The following is a 19,408-nucleotide window of genomic DNA, read 5'->3' on the forward strand; positions in this document are numbered from 1 at the left end:
GCCGCCCCGAGGAACCATTGATGACCCTGTCACTGCCACAGCATTACCGTGAAATCCTCGTCGGCTTGGGTGAAGACCCTGAACGGGAAGGCCTGCTGGACACGCCCAAGCGCGCGGCCAAGGCGATGCAATACCTGTGTCATGGCTACGAGCAGACGCTGGAAGAGATCGTCAACGGTGCGCTGTTTGCGTCCGCAAGCGACGAGATGGTGATCGTCAAGGACATCGAGCTGTATTCGCTGTGCGAGCATCACCTGCTGCCCTTCATTGGCAAGGCCCACGTCGCTTATATCCCGACCGGGAAAGTCCTGGGCCTGTCGAAAATCGCGCGCATCGTCGATATGTTCGCGCGGCGCCTGCAGATTCAGGAAAACCTGACGCGGCAGATTGCCGATGCCATTCAGGGCGTCACCAAGGCCGCAGGCGTGGCCGTGGTAATCGAGGCTCAGCACATGTGCATGATGATGCGCGGCGTTGAAAAGCAGAACTCGACCATGAACACCTCGGTGATGCTCGGCGCCTTCCGCGAGTCGACCACGACCCGCATGGAATTTCTGCAACTGATCGGACGGAGTAAGTAGTCCATGGCAAGACTCGAACCCGGCACCGCACGCATCAGGGTCAAAGACCTGTGCCTGCGTACGTTTATCGGCATTAACGAAGACGAAATCCTCAACAAGCAGGACGTGCTGATCAACCTGACGATTCAGTACGCGGCGCAGGAAGCGGTGCGCGACAACGACATCGACCACGCGCTGAACTACCGGACCATCACCAAAGCCATCATTCAGCACGTGGAAAGCAATCGCTTCGCCCTGCTCGAGCGCCTGACGCAGGAAGTGCTCGACCTGGTGATGACTCATGAAGCGGTGCAATATGCCGAAGTCGAAGTGGACAAACCCCACGCGCTGCGCTTCGCTGAATCGGTGTCGATCACCCTGGCGGCAGCGCGCTGACTCCTGCGCTCGCGGTTGCAGGCGTACGCTTGCCCGGCCTGGCTGCCACTCTTATCATCCGCCCATCTTTACTTCCGACAGAGCACACCATGACCGAGCAACAACGTCTTGAACTCGAAGCCGCCGCTTTTCGCCGTCTGGTGGCGCACCTGGACAGCCGCAAGGACGTGCAGAACATCGACCTGATGAACCTCGCCGGTTTCTGTCGCAACTGTCTGTCCAAGTGGTACAAGGCCGAGGCCGACGAGAAGCACATCGACATCACCCTCGATAACGCCCGCGAAGTGGTTTACGGCATGCCTTACAGCGAGTGGAAATCCACGTACCAGAAAGAAGCCAGCGCCGAGCAGCAAGCGGCGTTTGCCAAGGAACCGAAGCATGACTGACCTGAACGCCCTGCGCGCTAGCCTCGCCAGCGGCAATCATCTGTTCGCCGACACGCTGGCCTTCATCGCCGCGCATTACGACTATCAGCCTCAGGCGTTCAGCAACGGCCCGGTGGAAAACGCCGCGGGCCAGAACGAAGGTTCGTGCAAGACCCTTGGCATGGCGCGGCTGGAAGGCCTGACCGATGAGGAAGCGCTGCTGGCTTTTGGCGAGCACTACCGTTCTGTGCTCGCTACGCCGGAAGGTTCTGACCACGGCAACATTCGGGCGCTGATTGTTAACGGACTGGCCGGCGTTAAGTTCTCGGCCGAGCCGCTCAAGCCCAAGGCCTGATCGCGGGTTTGACGCTGAAAAGGCGCGTTTGCCAGACATAAAAAAACCGGCTCAATGAGCCGGTTTTTTTGCAGCTGAAGATCAGGTCAGAACGAAACGTTCGCCAGGCCGTCCAGATAGCGCTCGACGTCCAGTGCAGCCATGCAGCCTGCGCCAGCCGAGGTGATCGCCTGACGGTAGACGTGATCCGCCACGTCGCCGGCAGCGAAAACACCGTCAACGCTGGTGGCCGTCGCATTACCTTCGCGACCGCCTTGAACGACCATGTAGCCATCTTTCAGCGCCAACTGACCGTCAAACAGGCTGGTATTCGGCGTGTGGCCGATGGCGATGAACACGCCGTCGACGGTCACTTCCGAATAGCTGCCGTCATTGTTCTTCAAGCGCGCACCGGTCACGCCCATGTTGTCGCCCAGGACTTCGTCCAGGGTAGCGTTGAGTTTGAGTTCGATCTTTCCCTCAGCGACGCGGGCATGCAGCTTGTCGATGAGGATCTTCTCGGCGCGGAAGGTATCGCGACGGTGAACCAGAGTGACCTTGCTGGCGATGTTGGCCAGGTACAGCGCTTCCTCTACGGCGGTGTTGCCGCCGCCGACCACGGCGACCGGCTTGTTGCGATAGAAGAAACCGTCGCAGGTCGCGCAGGCCGAAACACCCTTGCCCATGAACGCTTCTTCGGACGGCAGACCGAGATAACGGGCGCTGGCGCCGGTGGCGATGATCAGCGCGTCGCAGGTGTAAGTTGCGTTGTCACCTTTCAGGCTGAACGGCTTGCCCGCCAGATCCACTGCATTGATGTGATCGAACACAATCTCGGTCTCGAAACGCTCGGCGTGTTCACGCATACGCTCCATCAATGCCGGGCCGGTCAGGCCATGGGGGTCGCCCGGCCAGTTGTCGACTTCGGTGGTGGTGGTCAATTGACCACCCGCCTGCATCCCGGTGATCAGCAACGGCTTGAGGTTGGCGCGCGCGGCATAGACTGCTGCGCTGTAACCGGCAGGGCCGGAGCCGAGAATAATCACTCGCGAATGACGTACATCAGACATGAAACACTCCTATTGACCGGCCATCGTTACGCGTGGTCGGAGTCACTGGGTCTGAACCGGCGTGCCGGTTGAGAGGATGGGGACTGACGGGGCCTGCGCTGCACGGGAGGCGGCCGCCGATCCTGAAAACATGAAGCTGCCCATCGGGGCACAGCAACAGTGAACGTTGGCCGCAAGCTTATCGGGGCGGAAGAGATTAAGGAAATACCGTTTCACAATCCAGCTCATAGGCCAGCCCTATGTGCATCCTCTGCTTTGCAAATCCAGTCCTGCATAGACTTTACCGCTGCAGGATTGTTTCAGCGAATGTCGCACCCGCGGCGGTGCTTCCGCCCCCGTCGCAAAGCCGGTAAGGTCGGCGCGATATCACTGCCTGGAGGCACACATGCCTGCACCCGTCCTGTCTGGCCCGCAATACCTGCGCGAAGGCCTGAAACTGGTTCTGAGCCCTGGCCTGCGCCTGTTCGTCCTGCTGCCGCTGGCCATCAATCTGGTGCTGTTCAGCGCCATGATCTACTTCGCCGGCCACGAATTCAGGCTCTGGGTCGACTCTTTCATGCCGACCCTCCCCGGCTGGCTCAGCTTTCTCAACTACATCCTGTGGCCGTTGTTCGTGGTGCTTGTCGCCCTGATGGTGTTCTTCACCTTCACCATGATCGCCAACATCATCGCCGCGCCGTTCAACGGCTTTCTGGCGGAGAAGGTGGAAGTGGTGCTGCGCGGGACGGACGATTTTCCCGCGTTCAGTTGGGGCGAGTTGGTGGAAATGGTCCCGCGCACCTTGAGCCGGGAAATGCGCAAACTGGGCTACTTTCTGCCCCGTGCCATCGGCCTGTTCATCCTTTCGTGGATCCCCGTGGTGAACCTCATCGCCGCGCCTCTGTGGCTGCTGTTCGGCGTCTGGATGATGGCGATCCAGTACATCGACTACCCCGCCGATAACCACAAAATGAGCTGGCAAGACATGCTCGCCTGGCTGCGCGCCAAGCGTTGGCAGAGCATGAGTTTCGGCGGGATTGTGTATCTGGTGCTGCTAATACCGGTGGTCAACATCCTGATGATGCCGGCGGCGGTGGCGGGAGCGACGTTGTTCTGGGTGAGGGAGCGTGGGGCGGAGACGCTGGCAGAGCGGATTCGCTGATTTGTAGAAAAGGCCTCGATTGAGGCCTTTTTTGTGTGAGTGCAGACTCTACCAGAGTAGCCACTCGCTCATCTGGCTAAAGGCCACGGCTGGATAAATACATACTGATAGCTTCAATCATGACAACGATAATTATCACAACTACCCAGCACATTAAGCCCAGCATCGCCCATACACCTTCACCGAAGGTAGAACCACACTTGCAGCTTCCTTCGGCGTCGCAGTTCAGTTGGTTAATGAACGACTGCACTCTGAGCATGATCAGGAACTGTGCGAACGTCGAAATGACGGATATCCCTAACGGGATAAGTCCAAGGCCTGCCGAAGCGCCACCTCTCGAGCCTGCTGCGATGCCATGGACAAACACGACAAGTGACGGGGCGAGTGCCAGAAGAATCATCCCTGCCGCAAGCGTGCCCCAATAAGGCATCCCTCGCTGCCCTTTCTCCTTCAGCAAAGCGTCAACCTTGCCAAAGATGGACGGCACATAAATCAGTCCGAAAATGGCGCGGGGGACCGGCCAGATCGGTTTCGCCGAATGGGCTTTGTACCGCGACCAGTTTTTGTAATACCAGTAGAGCCCGTACAACCCGCAAGTGATGAACATCATCACCGTCAGCTTGACCAGCGACACGGTATAAAACGGCGGGCCGCTCGCAGGCAAAGCCGTCAAATCGGCAGCAGGTGGCGTGTTGAATGGCTCGGACACAGTGTTTACTCCAGAAGTTGAGGCGACGCATGCTAAAGGCGGAAACACTCTTTTAATCAACATCGGGAAAATCAGGACGATTCCTACGACGGTATTCGCGACGTCCCACAGCCCTCCTGTTTAACCATGGACATGCCCACTCCGGGCGAGCATTTGCCGAGCTGTCTCAACCGCTCGGTGCAATCATCAGCAGGAGTTACATGCCCATGGAATCAACACCGCTGAACACCCGATCAACACGACCGCCAACTCTGCATCCTTTCTGATGGACAGACAGAAGAAGCCGGAACCCCACGCCCCCGCGTTCATGCAAACATTGGCGCAGGCTACCCAGCCGTTCGTTTCACACACCCTCAAGGCTGAATCCGCGAACCTTGCCAGGCCCGCTGAACCCGTTCGCACCTGCAACTGACCAGTCTGAACCCGGTGCAGACCCACTACGTGCCAGAGCCAGCTGCCTTCGAGCGCATCGGCGAGTCGAGGCTTGTGCCATTCACCGTTGGCGGTTGACGCGTCCCGCGCACCCCGCCGTCTTATTCGAACCTGACCGGGTCGTATGTCGCTTTAAAACCGGTCAGGATCGAGGGAATCCGATTTCAAATCCCGGCAGTCATTTGCAGTCACAAATCCATCACTCAACCGCCACACAAGCGCAACGACCCGCTCAGAAACTGTTGTCATGAGTAAATCCCTGCGCATTACCCTGATCACCGAAACGTATGCCCCGGAAATAAACGGTGTGGCCAATACGCTCAGCCGTTTGTGCGACGGTCTGCGCCTGCGGGGGCATCGGGTTGAGGTGATTCGGCCACGGCAAAGCGAGGACGAGCTGCGCGCGGCTGGCGAGGACTTGATGTTGTGCCGTGGCTGGCCGATTCCGGGGTATCCCGGGTTGCAGTGGGGGCAGTCGTCGATGCACAAGTTGTTGCGCCGCTGGCAGCGCAATCGCCCGGACGTGCTGTATATCGCGACAGAAGGGCCGCTCGGTCTTTCGGCGTTGCGTGCCGCGCGGCGGCTGGGGATTGCCATCGTCAGCGGGTTTCACACCAACTTTCAGCACTACACGCGGCAGTACGGGCTGAGCTTCATTACTCGCCTGTTAACGACTTACCTGCGCTGGTTTCATAACCGCTCCAACGCCACATTGGTGCCCAGTTTCACGCAGAAAACCGAACTCGAACGCCGAGGCTTCGAGCGATTGGAATTGCTGTCGCGTGGCGTCGACTGCCAGTTGTTTCACCCGTCAAAGCGTTCGAGTGCGCTGCGTGAGAGTTGGGGCCTTGAACCGGGCGATACGGCGGTCCTGCATGTCGGACGGCTGGCGGCGGAGAAAAACCTGGGTCTGCTGAAAACCGCCTTCGACGGCCTGATCAGCACCTATCCCGAGAAAAACTTGCGGCTGTTGATTGTCGGCGATGGACCGGTCAAGCCGACGCTGCAGCGTCAGCTCCCGAACGCTATCTTCTGCGGCACCCAGCGCGGGGATGCGCTGGCGGCGCACTATGCGTCGAGTGATTTGTTTCTGTTTCCGAGCCTGACTGAAACCTTCGGCAACGTTGTGCTGGAAGCGTTGGCGTCAGGGCTGGGCGTGGTCGCGTACGACGAAGCGGCGGCGGCCCAACATATTCGCCACGGCCATAACGGCGCGGTGGCGATGCCCGGGGATGAGGAAGGCTTCGTCGATGCCGCACGCTGGATGCTGGAGGACGACGAAACCTTGCGCCGGGTCAGGCTGAATGCCCGGCAGCACGCGAGTCGTCAAGGATGGGCCGGGATTATCGACTCATTCGAGACTTACCTGCGGGCTGCGAGCGAAACGCGGGATGGGGTTGTTTTAGGGGTGTAGTCACCGGTCAAGACCAGACCACCGGACCTTCACTCCAGCCGGGTCAACGCTTCGCGGCTGAACGGCAGAATGTCGTGCTCGCGACCTTCCTTCACTTTCATCGCCCAATCCGGATCGACCAGCAGCGCACGGCCTACTGCGACCAGATCGAACTCCTCGTCACCCAGACGCTTGAGCAGGTTTTCCAGGCTCGCGGGCTGGGCGACTTTGTCGGTGCTGACCATGAACTGCAAAAACTCGCCGTCAAGGCCAACGCTGCCCACCGTGATAGTCGGCTTACCGGTGAGCTTGCGCGTCCACCCGGCCAGGTTCAGGTCGGAGCCTTCGAACTCAGGCTCCCAGAAACGCCGCGTTGAACAGTGGAAAATGTCGACGCCCGCGTCGGAAAGCGGCTTGAGGAACGCGTCGAGTTCTTCCACCGTTTGCACCAGCCGTGCGCTGTAATCCTGCTGCTTCCACTGCGAGTAACGAAAGATGATCGGATAATCCGGACCGACTGCTGCGCGTACGGCCTGGATCAGTTCGATGGCGAAGCGCGAGCGGTGTGCGAGGTCTCCGCCGTATTCGTCGGTACGCTGATTGGTGCCTTCCCAGAAGAACTGATCGACCAGATAGCCATGGGCGCCATGGATCTCGACGCCGTCCATGCCGATGGCCTTGGCGTCTTTGGCCGCTTGGGCGAACGCCGCGATGACCTCGTCGATGTCTTGCTTGCTCATGCCATGAATGACAACGTTGCCGTCCTTGAGCTTCTCGCTCGGGCCATAGGCCGGTACCGTGCCATCCGGCTCAGTGCCCAGACGGCGCACGGCGCCGACGTGCCAGAGTTGCGGCACAATCTTGCCGCCTTCTTCGTGAACCGCTTCCACCACTTTACGCCACCCGTCCAGCGCCGCTTCGCCGAAGAACTGCGGCACATTGGGGTAGCCATTCGAGGCCTTGTGCCCAACCGTGGTGCCCTCGGTGATGATCAGGCCAACGCCCGCAGACGCACGACGACGGTAGTACTCAATGACTTTGGAATTGGGTACGCCGCCGGGTGAAAACGAGCGGGTCATCGGCGCCATGACGATGCGCGTCGGCAACTCGAGGCTGCCCATATGGAAGGGTTTGAACAGGGCTTGAACAGGCATTCAGGCGTCCTCGGCATTCTGGAAATATGATGAAGGTCATACAGAATGAGCCGAAGCACGAGGAATACGAAGCACTATTGACTGGAGTGATTAAGGCTCAGAAGAAGGACAGCGAATTGGAATACTAGGGCAGTGCCTTCTCGATCGCACTTACCACCTTGGCATCATCCGGGGCCGTACTCGGGGAGAAGCGGGCCAGAACGCGGCCATCCTTGCCGACGAGAAACTTCTCGAAGTTCCAGGTGATATCGCCGGGGAACTCGGCGCCTTCGCCCGCGAGCATCTGATACAGCCGATGGCGATGCGGTCCGTTGACTTCAAGCTTGTCGCCCAGCGGAAAGGTCACGCCATAGTTGAGCGAGCAGAACGTCTGAATCTCTTCCTGGGTACCAGGTTCCTGACCGGCGAACTGGTTGCACGGCAGCCCGAGGACGCTGAAGCCTTGATCTTTGTATTTCTGATACAGGGTTTCCAGCGCAGCGTATTGCGGCGTGAGGCCACACTTTGACGCGACGTTGACCACCAGAACCACTTTGCCCTTGAGCGGCGCGAGGGGTAGCTCCTGGCCATCCAGAGCCTTTAACTTCAGCTCGTGAAATACACTCATGACAACTCCCCTAGAAACCCTTGGCCGAAAAAGGCGCCCTGTCAGACCGCAAAAACAAACGTTTTCACAAGACCGCGAGGACGCCTGGCCAGCTCACTCAGCTTAGCAGGACAATCAGTGGTGATGACCACCTTCGCCGTGCACGTGACCGTGGGCCATTTCTTCTTCACTTGCATCACGGATGGCGACGATCTTCACATCGAAGTTCAATCGTTGACCGGCCAGTGGGTGGTTACCGTCGACAGTGACGTCGTCGCCGTCCAGATCGCGGATGGTCACGATCTGCATCTGGCCGTCCGGCGCTGAAGCGTGGAACTGCATGCCGACTTCCAGCTCGTCGACGCCTTCGAACATGCTGCGATTGAGGGTGCTGACCAGTTCGGCGGAGTATTCGCCGTACGCATCTTCAGGCTCGATGGCCACTTTCAGTTCGTCGCCGACTTCCTTGCCATCCAGCGCCTTTTCCAGACCCGGGATGATATTACCTGCACCTTGCAGGTAAACCAGCGGCGCGCCGCCGGCAGAACTGTCGATGACCTCACCAGCGTCATTGGTCAGGGTATAGTCGATGGAGACAGCCTTGTTGGCGGCGATCGGCATGGGGCGAGACCTTTTGCAAATAGATATGAGCGGCCAAGTCTAACCAAGCACTCGCGCGAAAGCGAACGCAACTCAGACGGACGGCCCCGATTGGAATCCTCGAAAGCCCCCTCCCCCCGCTCAATCATTACCGGCTTTGTTCAGGACCCGGACGGTCATTGGGTGGTTGAGCTGTCCTGCGGTCACACCCAGCATTTGCGCCACGACCCGCCCTGGCAATCCCGAGTCTGGGTGATTGATCCGGCACAGCGCCAGGCAACAATCGGCCAGTCCTTTCACTGCGGCTGGTGCGCGTCGGGGTCAGATAACGATAACCTTGGGCCCCGTTGAGACGCTGCGACTGAACAGCGTCCTGGTTTATCCGGTCCGATGGCTGAATTCATAGCGCCATGACCCTTGCACTGCTCATTTTCGAGAAGCCCGCATGCAGACTTTCTTTATCGCGCCCACAGATTTTGGTGTGGGCCTGACGTCCATCAGCCTGGGGCTGGTGCGCACCCTGGAGCGCGCCGGGCTCAAGGTCGGTTTTTTCAAGCCGATCGCCCAGCCCCACCCTGGCGATCTCGGCCCGGAACGCTCGACCGAATTGATCGCGCGCACCCACGGCCTCAAACCGCCCAAGCCATTGGGGCTGGCTCACGTCGAACGCATGCTCGGCGAAGGCCAGCTCGACGAGCTGCTGGAAGAAATCATCAAGTTGTATCAGGAAGCCTCGATTGGCCGCGACGTGCTGATCGTCGAAGGCATGGTCCCGACACGCAGCGCCAGCTATGCCGCGCGGGTCAACCTGCACATGGCCAAGGCGCTGGATGCGGAAGTCATTCTCGTATCCGCCCCGGAAAACGAAGTGCTGACCGAGCTTTCCGGCCGCGTCGAGCTGCAGGCGCAGATGTTCGGTGGCCCGAAAGACCCGAAAGTGCTCGGCGTGATCCTAAATAAAGTGCGCACCGACGAGAGCATGGAAACCTTCTCGGCGCGGCTCAAGGAGCACTCGCCACTGTTGCGCAGCGGTGATTTCCGCTTGCTCGGCTGCATCCCGTTTCAGGCTGACCTGAACGCCCCGCGCACCCGCGACGTCGCCGATCTGCTCGGTGCGCAGGTGATTAATGCTGGCGATTACGAACAGCGGCGCATGTCGAAGATCATCATCTGCGCCCGCACGGTCCTCAACACGCTGCAACTGCTCAAGCCGGGCGTGCTGGTGGTCACACCGGGGGATCGCGATGACATCATTCTGGCCGTGAGCCTGGCGACGCTGAACGGCGTGCCGTTGGCCGGACTGCTGCTGACCAGCGACACCCTGCCCGATCCGCGCATCATGGATCTGTGCCGAGGCGCGCTGCAGGCCGGGTTGCCGGTGCTGTCGGTGAGCACCGGTTCGTATGACACCGCGACGCAGCTCCATCAGCTGAACAAGGAAATCCCCATCGATGACCGCGAGCGAGCGGAAATCATCACTGATTTCGTCGCCAGCCATCTGGATGCCAACTGGCTGCATCAGCGCTGCGGCACGCCGCGTGAGATGCGCCTGTCGCCCGCAGTATTTCGTTATCAATTGATCCAGCGCGCCCAGGCGGCAAACAAACGCATTGTGCTGCCCGAAGGCGCCGAGCCGTTGACCGTACAAGCGGCGGCGATTTGTCAGGCCCGCGGCATTGCCCGCTGCGTGCTGCTGGCCAAGCCGGAGGAAGTGCACGCCGTTGCGCGAGCCCATGGCATCGAACTGCCGCCGGGCCTGGAGATTCTCGACCCGGACCAGATCCGCGAGCGCTACGTCGCGCCGATGGTCGATCTGCGCCGCAGCAAAAACCTCAATGCGCCAATGGCCGAGCAGCAGCTGGAAGACCCGGTGGTGATCGGCACCATGATGCTGGCCCTCGATGAAGTGGACGGGCTGGTGTCAGGGGTGATCCATTCGACCGCCAACACCATTCGGCCCGCATTGCAGCTGATCAAGACGGCGCCAGGTTGCACCCTCGTTTCATCGGTGTTTTTCATGCTGTTTCCAGAGCAGGTGCTGGTATACGGCGACTGCATCATGAACCCGCACCCGACCGCCACCGAGCTGGCGGAGATCGCCGTGCAGAGCGCGGATTCGGCCGTGGCATTCGGCCTGTCACCGCGCGTGGCGATGATCAGCTACTCCAGCGGCAATTCGGCCAGCGGCGAAGAAGTGGAAAAGGTGCGCGAAGCCACGCAAATGGCGCGTGAGACCCAGCGCGGTCTGTTGATCGACGGGCCTTTGCAATACGATGCCGCCGCCAACGAGCACGTCGCCCGGCAACTGGCGCCGGACAGCCCGGTGGCGGGTCGCGCCAATGTGTTCGTGTTTCCCGACCTGAATACCGGCAACACAACCTACAAGGCGGTGCAGCGCAGTGCGGACTGCGTGAGCCTCGGCCCGATGCTGCAAGGCCTGCGCAAGCCGGTCAATGATCTGCCGCGCGGCGCTCAGGTTGACGACATCGTCTATACCATTGCGCTGACGGCGATTCAGGCGGCCACCCTGCCGCACTAACATTGCGCTGCAATATCGCTTGCCCACAATAATCCCGCCGGAACCCACCGGCGGCTGACTGCCCCCCGGAGTTCGATTCACATGGATTTCCTGCCCGCCCCTTTGCGCGGCGTCATCGCCTCGTTGCTGTTGGCGCTCAACACGATTCTCTGCTGCACGCCGCTGTTCGTCGTTGCCATCTTCAAGCTGTGCCTGCCCTTCCCGGCCGCGCAAAAGGTGACCGACTGGCTGATGAGCCACATCCACGAAGCGTGGATCAGCAACAACAACGCCTGGATGGACTTGCTCGGTCACACCCGCTGGCATCTGAGCGGGCTGGAAAGCCTGGACTATCAGCACTCGTACCTGGTGACGAGCAATCACCAGAGCTGGGTCGACATCATGGTGCTGCAGTACGTGCTGAACCGGCGCATCCGCCCGCTCAAGTTCTTCCTCAAGCAGGAGTTGATCTGGGTGCCGGTGATCGGCCTCGCCTGGTGGGCGTTGGGCTTTCCGTTCATGAAGCGCTACAGCAAGGCTTATCTGGCCAAGCATCCGGAAAAGAAAGGCAAGGACCTGGCCACCACCCGCCGCACCTGTGCGAAGTTTCGCAACAACCCGGTGGGCATTTTCAACTTCGTCGAAGGCACGCGCTTCACCGAAGCCAAGCACGCACAGCAGAACTCGCCGTTCCGCTATTTGTTGAAACCAAAGGCAGGCGGCATCGCCTTTGTACTGGACGCCATGGGCGAGCAGCTGGAATCCATCGTCAACGTGACCATTCATTACCCGGCCGGTCGGCCAGGGTATTGGGACTTGCTCTGCGGGAACGTTCGCGAAGTGGTCGCGCATTTTGAAGAAGTGCATATCCCGCCGCAGTTCATTGGCAAGAGCTACGATCAGGACGATGCCTACCGCCTGGAGTTTCAGCAGTGGATCAACCGGCTGTGGGAAGACAAGGACGCGCTGCTCGCGCAGATGCATGGACAGTATCCGGGCTAAGCGCCCGCAAGGCTGAAAACAAAAACCCCGGCTCACTGGCCGGGGTTTTTGGTTTCACGTCACGCGGTTACTGCTGCTGTTGGTACTGCTGGCCAGGAATCGGCTTGAGGTTGACCTCAACGCGGCGGTTCTGGGCCCGGCCATTGACGTCGGCGTTGCTGGCGATTGGCGAATCAGGACCGGCACCGCGCACCGACAGGTGAGCCGCATCAATCCCTTGGGAGGTCAGGTAGGTCGCGACGCTCTGGGCGCGCTGCTGCGACAGGTCCATGTTGTGCTGGCGACTGCCGGTGCTGTCGGTGTAGCCGACGATTTCAATCATGTTCTGGTTGTACTGCTTCAGCGAACCGGCCAGGTTGTTCAGTGGCGCATAGAAGCTACTGGCGATCGCCGACGAGTCGGTGGCGAACGTGATGTTGCCCGGCATCACCAGTTTGATGTTATCGCCCTCGCGCTGAACTTCAACGCCGGTGTTGGCCATGCTGGCGCGCAGTGCGGCTTCCTGCTTGTCGGCGTAATAGCCGTAACCGGCCGAGGCAGCACCCACCACGGCGGCGCCGATCAGCGCGCCTTTGCCACGGTTGTTGTGGTCGATGGCAGCACCGGCAACGGCACCGGCCAATGCACCCAGGCCGCCGTACTTGGCGGTCTTGCTGACGCCGCCCGAGTTCTGCGCCTGTCCCTGATTGTCGTATGGATTCTGCGTCGCGCAGCCGGAAAGCACAGTCAGTGCGGTGGCAGCGATGATCAAACGGCGAAAGGTCAACATCAAGGAGAGCTCCTGTTTTGCTTTTCTACGGCCAACCACAAAGGCCGACGATTTGGGCGATTAGAGCACGGTCCCCGTCAAAAATTCCTTAACGCCGGCTGAACCGCCGTTGCACGGCCGAACGCAGCATTTCTTTAATAAAAAAAGCAAATATTTATGTGCGTTTTGAACATGCTGTTCATCGTATTTATCAACCTGGAAGAACCTTGATGATTGCCTATAACCGGTATAACTAACTGATTTAAATGCATACACGTCAGCGGCACCCTAATGCCCACAAAATTTAAGAGAGTTTCATTTCCCCAACGCTTTCCTATACTGGCCATGCACAAGTACAGGAAAGCGCAGTGATGACGTTTTACGATCAAGATCGCTCTCACTTTCAGGCAAGGCAGCGCTGTATTCACGCGCAAGAGCTGACTCTATGCTAAGAAAAATCCCCGTTTCCGACCTCACGCTGGGCATGTACATCCATGAGTTCTGCCGCCCTCGGGTAAACGATCCTTTCTGGACCGCCCACGTCGAACGCGAACTCAGCGACGACGCGGTGTTGCGGCACATTCAGGCGTCGACCCGTGATGTCTGGATTGACACTCGCCTTGGCAAAAGCCCTGCCGACGGCTCGCCAGCGGAACAGACCTCTCCCGAGTGTCGAGACCCTGCCGACACCGCGCCGTGCAGCCTTGAGCTGGAGCTGGCCCGAGCGCGCCTGATTTGTGGCCGCGCGAAAGCGGCAGTGATGACCATGTTCAGCGATGCCCGGATGGGCCGGGCGATGAACACCGAAGACGTCGATCTGTTGGTCGAGGAAATCTCCACGTCCGTGATGCGCCATCCCCACGCGCTCATCAGCCTGTCGCGCCTGAAGACGACCGATGAGTACACCTACATGCACTCGGTGGCTGTGTGCGCATTGATGGTCGCCCTCGCGCGGCAGATGGATCTGGATGAGGATCAGGTGCGTGAAGCCGGCGTTGCCGGGCTGATGCATGACGTCGGCAAAATGATGATCGACTCGGCCATTCTCAATAAGCCTGATCGCCTCACCTACGAAGAATACGAGGTCATGAAGCATCATCCGCAGGCCGGTCTGGAAATCCTCCAGGGCTGCGAGCGGGTGACCCGACTGGTGATGGACGTGTGCCTGCATCATCACGAAAAGGTCGACGGAAGCGGTTATCCCCATGGGCTGAAAGGCGACGAGATCAGCCTGCTGGCGAAAATGGGCGCTATCTGTGACGTGTATGACGCGGTGACTTCAGACCGGCCCTACAAGAAGGGTTGGGACGCTGCGCAATCGGTTCGCGAAATGGCGTCCTGGAAAGGCCACTTCGATGCGAAGGTGTTCCAGCACTTCGTCAAGACCGTCGGTATTTATCCCGTGGGCGCGTTGGTTCGCTTGAAAAGCGAGCGCTTGGGCGTGGTGGTCGAGCAGGATGAAAAATCCCTGCTGCACCCGAAAGTGAAAGTCTTTCTGTCCACCCGGACTCGCATGCCCTTCGAGCCGCAAGTCATCAACCTCGCATGCCCCTCGGTACGAGACGGCATCCTGAAGTTTGAACTGGCTGAAGATTGGGGGCTTCTGGACGTGGCCAGCATGTGGGCCGGTCAGCCCGCCGCTTGAGTCTGTCTTAGGGCGTGATTACCTATCAGATACTGGTCGCCGCCGGCCTGCGTCGCAACGGAATAATGCCAACCTGCATGCCAAAGGGCCTGAACACAGCGTTGAGTGTCTGCACCGTCGGATTACCCTCATCCTGCTCGATCTGGCGCAGTGTACGCAGGGAGATTTTGCACATGCGCGCAAACTGCTCCTGGCGCAATCCTGTGATCTCGGTCCGCAGCCGCTTGACGGCAGCGCCCATCGAAACGGTCCCGTCCAACAACTGATTCCGAAGCTCGTCGAGGATGATGCCGCGCTGGCGTATTTCGTCGTTCATAGCAGCCCCCATTCCTTGAGCGTCGTATCGAGTCGCCCCAGCCTGATGCGCGGATGACTGAAAGTCTTTTGCGGCAAGCCCAATTCATTCAGCAAATCAGGCAATACCCGCAGGCGCTCGGCATCGGTTTTGAGGCTTTCAAACAGTTCGTCAGGGGCGGCCCAGGCGGATAACGCGCGACAGGCTTCTCGCCAGTCCACTTCACCGGCGCGTTCGATGGGATCAGGCCATTTGGTGGTGCGAGTCACGCCTTCATCGTCCATGACCATGGGCGCCAGGTCGTAAATCGGCGCCAGCGAGAGTCGCTGTTCATCCCGCAGGATTGAAGTATTGCGCCCATGGTTGTCGCTGTTCCCCAGAATCTGATTGATCAGGTCGCGGCGTACGTACTCGGCAACCATTTGAGGAACGTCCCCCTGCTGAGCATTCGCCGACCAGGCATTCGCCAGCGCCGCGACCGCTTGCACGTGCGTCATGTACGCGCCAGGGCGGGTGATGTCGGCGAGCGAGTATACCGACTCGACAGCCAGACGGCGCACGCCGCGCTCATCGACGCTGCGGTCGAAGCGCTTCATCCAAAGGCTGGGCTTGCGAGCCTCTTCAAGGCTCATGCCGTCACAGGGAACGGTGCGTTCCCCGACGCGTTGGAGGGCCTGGTAATAGCAGAACTCGCTCCTGAGAATGGTGCGATCGGTCTCGTTGCCTTTGTTGCGCGAGAATTTCACGAACCAGTGCTGACGGACCTCGCTGTCCGCGAGGGTCGCATCAGGGTGCATGAGCCCTTCGGCATCCTCGGCCAGCAACAGCTTCGGCGCCTCGCCGCCCGCCCCGGTCGCTCCACCGACAGCGGCGCCTTGTTCATACGCGTATTCGAGAAAGCGGCTGTCCCGGGCAACGACTTCACTTCGATCAAAACCGATGCTGCTGGCCTTGGGTAATGCTTCGAACGATTCCTTGATTCGCAGGTGCCCGACGGGCGCAGGGGTGCATCGCTGCAGGAGCACCAGATCGGCCGGGGTGTTCTCACCCTCAGGCAATGCCAGGCGTGCCAGCAGGAAACGGCGTGCCGCTCCGGCTGGAACGATGTCGTGCAAGAACGCTGGCAGTCCAGACGTCCTGAACAAATCCCAACCCAGCGGGACTCGAGCGCTCACGGACGGCGCGGTCGGTCGTTCTAGGGCATCCAGGTGGTCGATCAGAAATGCTTGCTCGTAAGCGAAGCTGCAGGGGCTGCTTTGCCCTGCTTGCGGCTTCTCGACGTCGAGACGCATCGCGTCGTGCCATTGTCCCGACAGGTAGAGTTGGAGGGTCAGCTGCATGGCATGCTGCTCGGCAATTTAATGCCTAAACCTTAGGGCTAAAACGCAAGAAAGGCAATTTAATGCCTAAAATGAGTATTCCTTGAAAGAAATCGGTATTTAAGTACCGATCGATCAGCCCAGCAACCCCCGCTCTTGCGCCCGGGCTACCGCTTGGGTGCGTCGTTCGACACCGAGTTTGCCGTTGATGTGGCTGGCGTGGGTTTTGACGGTGTGCAGGGAAATGAACAAGCGCTCGCTGATCTCCTGATTGGAGCAACCTTGCGCGATCAGCTGCAGCACGCTGAGCTCGCGGGCGCTGAGGTGGTCGCTGCCGTTGCAGGCGGGCGGCTCACTGGTGACGCGCAGGCAGGGCAGCCCCTGATCGAGCGCAGCCTCAGGAAGTTGCTGAAGCAGGTAATCGACCAGCCGGCATGAGGGGCGTTTGTGCAGTTGCTCGCGCAGCCAGTCGGGATGACGACGGATCAAGCGCTGGAACGGTAAAACCGCACCACCCGTGGCGAGCAGAAGGCTCTGTTGAAAAAGCTCATCGGCTTCAGGCTGACGTGATGTGTCGAGCAACAACAGGATGTGCTGACCCAGCGCATTGAGGCCGAGCAGTCCTGCGCCAATCCGCTGGGCATACTCCACCAGACCGTGCATCCGCGCCATCGCCTCTTCGGTGCGGCCCTGAATATGATCAAGAACCGCCCGCAGCGTTTCGATCTGCTGAGGCAGTTGCGGCGAGCATTCGGGAGCGGCGGCGGGTTGGTGGCCGCCATAGGTCTGCCCCAGTCGCAGCAGCCAGGCGTCGGCCAGGTCGATACGGCCCTGGGCCAGCCACAGCTCGCATTTGGCGAGGGTGATCATTGCCAGGTAATAAACCGGCGGCACGTCCCAGAGGTGCATCAGCCGCTCGGCCTCGGCCAGCTCGGCGAAGGCTTCGGCATAGCGCCCTTCGCGCCCCTCCATTCCGGCAATCACGCAGTGGCCGATCAGCACGCTGATGTCACGGCAGGCCCGCGCCTCGGCCAGCCCGGCATTCAAGCGCTCGCGCCCTGCCTCCGGTTGAAGGAACTGCACCAGCAAATAACCTTCGTACAACGTCAGCCGCGCGCGCACCGCGTACAGCTTTTGTGAAGACAGGCCATTCAAACGCCGCAAACCCTGGCGCACTTCCTCCATCGAGCGAAGCGTTTCGCCACGGGCCTGCAACGTGCGGGCGCGGTCGTAGTGCGCCAGCGCTTCAAACAACGGATTGGCCACCCGCTGCGCCAACTCGAGGGCGTCACGATTCAGCGCCCGGGCGCGCCATAAATCTCCATCGGCGATGGCCAGATTCGCCAGCGTCGACAGGCACAGCAAACGCTGGCCATACCGCTTGAGCGGCAGACTGACCAACGCTTCGCTGCAATAACGCCGTGCCGTTTCACTGTCGCCGCGGCCTCGGGCGATGATCCCGCTCAGCGCTAGCCACTGCGCCAGCATCGAGTTTTGCGCGGTTGCCGAGGGCGCCGGCAGGAATCGACTGAGGTGATTGCCCAACTCCTCGGCCGCGTCCAGCTGACACGCCAGGCCCAGAGCCCAGGCGTACAGCACGATCAAACGCGGCGTGCTCACTAGCAGGCTGTCAGGCAAGTCCATTTTCCAACGCAACAGCATGCCGACGTTTTGCTCGGCGAGCAGTTGTTCTTCTGACAGGTTCTGCACGAGATTGGCCGCCACATCCAGATGCCCCGCGCGCAACGCCTGTTCAATGGCTTCGTCGAGCAGGCCTTGGTCGCTGAACCAGCGGCAGGCGTTCAGATGCACGCGCCTTTGTTGCGGCGTGACGCTGGGCTCGGCGCGCGCGCGCAGCAGATCAGAGAACAAATGGTGATAGCGAAACCAGCGACCATGCTCGTCCAGCGGGACCAGAAACACCTGATGCGCTTGCAGGTACCCAAGCATTTCGTCGCTGTCGTGGCTGTCACGTGCGGCATTGCACAGCGCGCTGCTAAATCGCTCCAGACAGGCCGTTTCATACAGAAAGGCCTGAACGTCGGCCGGCAGGCAATCGATGACCTCTTCGAGAAGGTAATCACGGATCAGCCCTTCCCCGCCGTTGAGCCCTTGGGTGAGCGCGTTACTGCCCGCTTCGTTGGCGGCCAGCAGCCAGAATCGCAGGCCGGCCACCCAACCCTCACTGCGTTGCAGCAAGGCGTGCAGTGCTTCATCGCTCAAGCAATTGCGCTGCGGATCCAGCACTGCGAGCGACTCGTCGTTGGTCAGACGCAGATCCTGCTCGGACAATTCCAGCAATTGACGGGACAGCCGCAGCCGCGCGAGGTGCCAGTTCGGCCTCTGCCGGCTGGTGACCATGATGTTCATGCCCGCAGGCAGATGATTGAGGAGAAATTGCAGACAGCGATCCAGCACAGGCCCCTGCACCAAGTGATAGTCGTCGAGCACCAGCAACAGCGGTTTGCTCAACATCAGGTGCATCGCCAACTCGTCCAGCAAACCGTCCAGCCACTCTTCGAAGGCGAACGGCTGGTGACGCTGACGCATCTTCAGAAGGCCGAGCGCCTGGCCGCCGAGTTGAGGAAAGAATTGCTGGAGACCGCAAAGAAGGCGTTCGAGAAACCGGCCCGGGTCGCTGTCCCGGTGGCTCAGACCCAGCCAGAGGTTCTGCCACTGATCAGGCAGGCTCTCGCAGAACTCCACCGCCAGTGAGCTTTTGCCGAAACCGGCCGGGGCGCTGATCAACAAGAGGCGCCCAGACAGACCCGCACTCAGCCGCTCGCACAATCGAGGTCTCGATACATAACCTTCAGGCAGTGGCGGACGGAAGAAACGGCCTTCCAACGCAGTGACTGCGTGATTTGCGAATCCTTGCAAACGCGACAGATCAGTCATGGCCGGCTCTTGTAGGAGTGCTTGTTGTTCGGCGTTCAGATGTCGGGAGACTAGCGGCTATGCCGCGCCTTTTGAACATTGTTAGACGAAAGACTGTAAGAAAAGGTATCCAATCAACAGGGCGAATGTTGGTTTATATGTCTGGGGAGGTACATTCCCGGCCGTGAAGAGCACGCGGCGTGTGGCAAAGGACCGCTGTGCAGGTCGCCTGACGGCGGGAGCCTGTCAGCTCAGGCAAAAAAA

At 60.1% G+C, this 19,408-nt stretch carries 18 protein-coding genes and 1 pseudogene; 10 read left to right on the forward strand and 9 right to left on the reverse strand.

From position 1 onward, the window contains the following. Nucleotides 1–20: 20 nt before the first annotated feature. From folE to L4G42_RS22405, 4 genes are all read left to right on the forward strand, one after another. Entirely contained in the window at nt 21–581 is a 561-nt protein-coding gene (folE, locus tag L4G42_RS22390; RefSeq protein WP_237250637.1) for a GTP cyclohydrolase I FolE, read from the forward strand. A gap of 3 nt (nt 582–584) precedes the next feature. After that, nucleotides 585–956 (forward strand): dihydroneopterin triphosphate 2'-epimerase, encoded by a 372-nt coding sequence (gene folX, locus L4G42_RS22395; RefSeq protein WP_237250636.1) that lies wholly within the window; start codon nt 585–587, stop codon nt 954–956. Nucleotides 957–1,045: 89 nt separating this feature from the next. Then, nucleotides 1,046–1,342 (forward strand): DUF1244 domain-containing protein, encoded by a 297-nt coding sequence (locus tag L4G42_RS22400; protein ID WP_237250635.1) that lies wholly within the window; start codon nt 1,046–1,048, stop codon nt 1,340–1,342. Beyond that, nucleotides 1,335–1,676, forward strand: coding sequence for a HopJ type III effector protein (locus L4G42_RS22405; protein ID WP_237250634.1), 342 nt, complete (start codon nt 1,335–1,337; stop codon nt 1,674–1,676). Before L4G42_RS22400 ends, L4G42_RS22405 begins: the two co-directional genes overlap by 8 nt. A gap of 86 nt (nt 1,677–1,762) precedes the next feature. Here L4G42_RS22405 and trxB read toward each other — a convergent pair whose 3' ends face one another. Continuing rightward, on the reverse strand, nt 1,763–2,725 hold the full coding sequence (gene trxB / locus L4G42_RS22410) for a thioredoxin-disulfide reductase (RefSeq protein ID WP_122535273.1): 963 nt from the start codon (nt 2,723–2,725) through the stop codon (nt 1,763–1,765). A 385-nt stretch (nt 2,726–3,110) separates the two neighbouring features. On the opposite strand from trxB, the gene cysZ reads away from it, so the two are divergent. Then, nucleotides 3,111–3,866 (forward strand): sulfate transporter CysZ, encoded by a 756-nt coding sequence (gene cysZ / locus L4G42_RS22415; protein WP_237250633.1) that lies wholly within the window; start codon nt 3,111–3,113, stop codon nt 3,864–3,866. 76 nt (nt 3,867–3,942) lie between these two features. On the opposite strand, the gene L4G42_RS22420 is transcribed toward cysZ, so the two are convergent. Next, nucleotides 3,943–4,575 carry a hypothetical protein gene (locus tag L4G42_RS22420; protein ID WP_237261216.1) on the reverse strand — a complete coding sequence of 211 codons (633 nt, stop codon included), beginning with the start codon at nt 4,573–4,575 and terminating at the stop codon, nt 3,943–3,945. Between the two features lie 679 nt (nt 4,576–5,254). Between L4G42_RS22420 and L4G42_RS22425 the strand changes: the two genes are divergently transcribed. Continuing rightward, on the forward strand, nt 5,255–6,421 hold the full coding sequence (locus L4G42_RS22425) for a glycosyltransferase family 4 protein (protein WP_237250631.1): 1,167 nt from the start codon (nt 5,255–5,257) through the stop codon (nt 6,419–6,421). 29 nt (nt 6,422–6,450) lie between these two features. On the opposite strand, the gene L4G42_RS22430 is transcribed toward L4G42_RS22425, so the two are convergent. From L4G42_RS22430 to L4G42_RS22440, 3 genes are all read right to left on the reverse strand, one after another. Next, on the reverse strand, nt 6,451–7,554 hold the full coding sequence (locus L4G42_RS22430; protein WP_237250630.1) for an NADH:flavin oxidoreductase: 1,104 nt from the start codon (nt 7,552–7,554) through the stop codon (nt 6,451–6,453). Between the two features lie 124 nt (nt 7,555–7,678). Further along, the gene (locus L4G42_RS22435) at nt 7,679–8,161 is read right to left on the reverse strand and encodes a glutathione peroxidase (protein WP_237250629.1); all 483 of its coding nucleotides are present in this window, start codon (nt 8,159–8,161) and stop codon (nt 7,679–7,681) included. A 114-nt stretch (nt 8,162–8,275) separates the two neighbouring features. Next, a complete protein-coding gene (locus L4G42_RS22440) occupies nt 8,276–8,761 on the reverse strand; it encodes an FKBP-type peptidyl-prolyl cis-trans isomerase (protein ID WP_074884740.1) in 486 nt (161 codons plus the stop codon). Between L4G42_RS22440 and L4G42_RS22445 the strand changes: the two are divergent. The 3 genes and pseudogenes from L4G42_RS22445 (at nt 8,730) to L4G42_RS22455 (ending at nt 12,260) form a co-directional block, all read left to right on the forward strand. Beyond that, nucleotides 8,730–9,091, forward strand: a pseudogene (locus L4G42_RS22445) (DUF3565 domain-containing protein). The gene L4G42_RS22440 and the pseudogene L4G42_RS22445 overlap by 32 nt on opposite strands. A gap of 94 nt (nt 9,092–9,185) precedes the next feature. After that, nucleotides 9,186–11,279: a phosphate acetyltransferase gene (gene pta, locus L4G42_RS22450; RefSeq protein ID WP_237250628.1), complete on the forward strand. Its 2,094-nt coding sequence runs from the start codon at nt 9,186–9,188 to the stop codon at nt 11,277–11,279. Between the two features lie 81 nt (nt 11,280–11,360). Then, nucleotides 11,361–12,260 (forward strand): acyltransferase, encoded by a 900-nt coding sequence (locus L4G42_RS22455; protein ID WP_237250627.1) that lies wholly within the window; start codon nt 11,361–11,363, stop codon nt 12,258–12,260. A gap of 67 nt (nt 12,261–12,327) precedes the next feature. On the opposite strand, the gene L4G42_RS22460 is transcribed toward L4G42_RS22455, so the two are convergent. After that, nucleotides 12,328–13,029 (reverse strand): YiaD family glycine zipper/OmpA-like lipoprotein, encoded by a 702-nt coding sequence (locus tag L4G42_RS22460; RefSeq protein WP_237250626.1) that lies wholly within the window; start codon nt 13,027–13,029, stop codon nt 12,328–12,330. Nucleotides 13,030–13,453: 424 nt separating this feature from the next. Between L4G42_RS22460 and L4G42_RS22465 the strand changes: the two genes are divergently transcribed. Further along, nucleotides 13,454–14,653, forward strand: a complete 1,200-nt coding sequence (locus tag L4G42_RS22465) for a cyclic di-GMP phosphodiesterase (protein WP_237250625.1) — start codon at nt 13,454–13,456, stop codon at nt 14,651–14,653. A 25-nt stretch (nt 14,654–14,678) separates the two neighbouring features. Here the strand turns inward: L4G42_RS22465 and L4G42_RS22470 are convergent, their stop codons facing one another. The 3 genes from L4G42_RS22470 to L4G42_RS22480 form a co-directional block, all read right to left on the reverse strand. Continuing rightward, nucleotides 14,679–14,969 carry a helix-turn-helix domain-containing protein gene (locus tag L4G42_RS22470; protein ID WP_237250624.1) on the reverse strand — a complete coding sequence of 97 codons (291 nt, stop codon included), beginning with the start codon at nt 14,967–14,969 and terminating at the stop codon, nt 14,679–14,681. Further along, entirely contained in the window at nt 14,966–16,288 is a 1,323-nt protein-coding gene (locus L4G42_RS22475; RefSeq protein WP_237261218.1) for a type II toxin-antitoxin system HipA family toxin, read from the reverse strand. The genes L4G42_RS22470 and L4G42_RS22475 overlap by 4 nt, the downstream gene beginning before the upstream one ends. A gap of 114 nt (nt 16,289–16,402) precedes the next feature. Next, nucleotides 16,403–19,165 (reverse strand): winged helix-turn-helix domain-containing protein, encoded by a 2,763-nt coding sequence (locus tag L4G42_RS22480; protein ID WP_237261220.1) that lies wholly within the window; start codon nt 19,163–19,165, stop codon nt 16,403–16,405. Nucleotides 19,166–19,408 lie beyond the last annotated feature (243 nt).

The organism is Pseudomonas petrae (assembly GCF_021728295.1).
GTDB lineage: Bacteria > Pseudomonadota > Gammaproteobacteria > Pseudomonadales > Pseudomonadaceae > Aquipseudomonas > Aquipseudomonas petrae.

What these genes read in the sequence shown, in the direction of transcription:
- L4G42_RS22480 (WP_237261220.1), bottom strand. Translation starts at nt 19,165, where the DNA reads ATGACTGATCTGTCGCGTTTGCAAGGATTCGCAAATCACGCAGTCACT.
- L4G42_RS22400 (WP_237250635.1), top strand. Translation starts at nt 1,046, where the DNA reads ATGACCGAGCAACAACGTCTTGAACTCGAAGCCGCCGCTTTTCGCCGT.
- L4G42_RS22455 (WP_237250627.1), top strand. Translation starts at nt 11,361, where the DNA reads ATGGATTTCCTGCCCGCCCCTTTGCGCGGCGTCATCGCCTCGTTGCTG.
- L4G42_RS22470 (WP_237250624.1), bottom strand. Translation starts at nt 14,969, where the DNA reads ATGAACGACGAAATACGCCAGCGCGGCATCATCCTCGACGAGCTTCGG.
- L4G42_RS22465 (WP_237250625.1), top strand. Translation starts at nt 13,454, where the DNA reads ATGCTAAGAAAAATCCCCGTTTCCGACCTCACGCTGGGCATGTACATC.
- L4G42_RS22440 (WP_074884740.1), bottom strand. Translation starts at nt 8,761, where the DNA reads ATGCCGATCGCCGCCAACAAGGCTGTCTCCATCGACTATACCCTGACC.
- cysZ (WP_237250633.1), top strand. Translation starts at nt 3,111, where the DNA reads ATGCCTGCACCCGTCCTGTCTGGCCCGCAATACCTGCGCGAAGGCCTG.
- folX (WP_237250636.1), top strand. Translation starts at nt 585, where the DNA reads ATGGCAAGACTCGAACCCGGCACCGCACGCATCAGGGTCAAAGACCTG.
- pta (WP_237250628.1), top strand. Translation starts at nt 9,186, where the DNA reads ATGCAGACTTTCTTTATCGCGCCCACAGATTTTGGTGTGGGCCTGACG.
- L4G42_RS22460 (WP_237250626.1), bottom strand. Translation starts at nt 13,029, where the DNA reads ATGTTGACCTTTCGCCGTTTGATCATCGCTGCCACCGCACTGACTGTG.
- L4G42_RS22475 (WP_237261218.1), bottom strand. Translation starts at nt 16,288, where the DNA reads ATGCAGCTGACCCTCCAACTCTACCTGTCGGGACAATGGCACGACGCG.
- folE (WP_237250637.1), top strand. Translation starts at nt 21, where the DNA reads ATGACCCTGTCACTGCCACAGCATTACCGTGAAATCCTCGTCGGCTTG.
- L4G42_RS22435 (WP_237250629.1), bottom strand. Translation starts at nt 8,161, where the DNA reads ATGAGTGTATTTCACGAGCTGAAGTTAAAGGCTCTGGATGGCCAGGAG.
- L4G42_RS22430 (WP_237250630.1), bottom strand. Translation starts at nt 7,554, where the DNA reads ATGCCTGTTCAAGCCCTGTTCAAACCCTTCCATATGGGCAGCCTCGAG.
- L4G42_RS22405 (WP_237250634.1), top strand. Translation starts at nt 1,335, where the DNA reads ATGACTGACCTGAACGCCCTGCGCGCTAGCCTCGCCAGCGGCAATCAT.
- L4G42_RS22425 (WP_237250631.1), top strand. Translation starts at nt 5,255, where the DNA reads ATGAGTAAATCCCTGCGCATTACCCTGATCACCGAAACGTATGCCCCG.
- trxB (WP_122535273.1), bottom strand. Translation starts at nt 2,725, where the DNA reads ATGTCTGATGTACGTCATTCGCGAGTGATTATTCTCGGCTCCGGCCCT.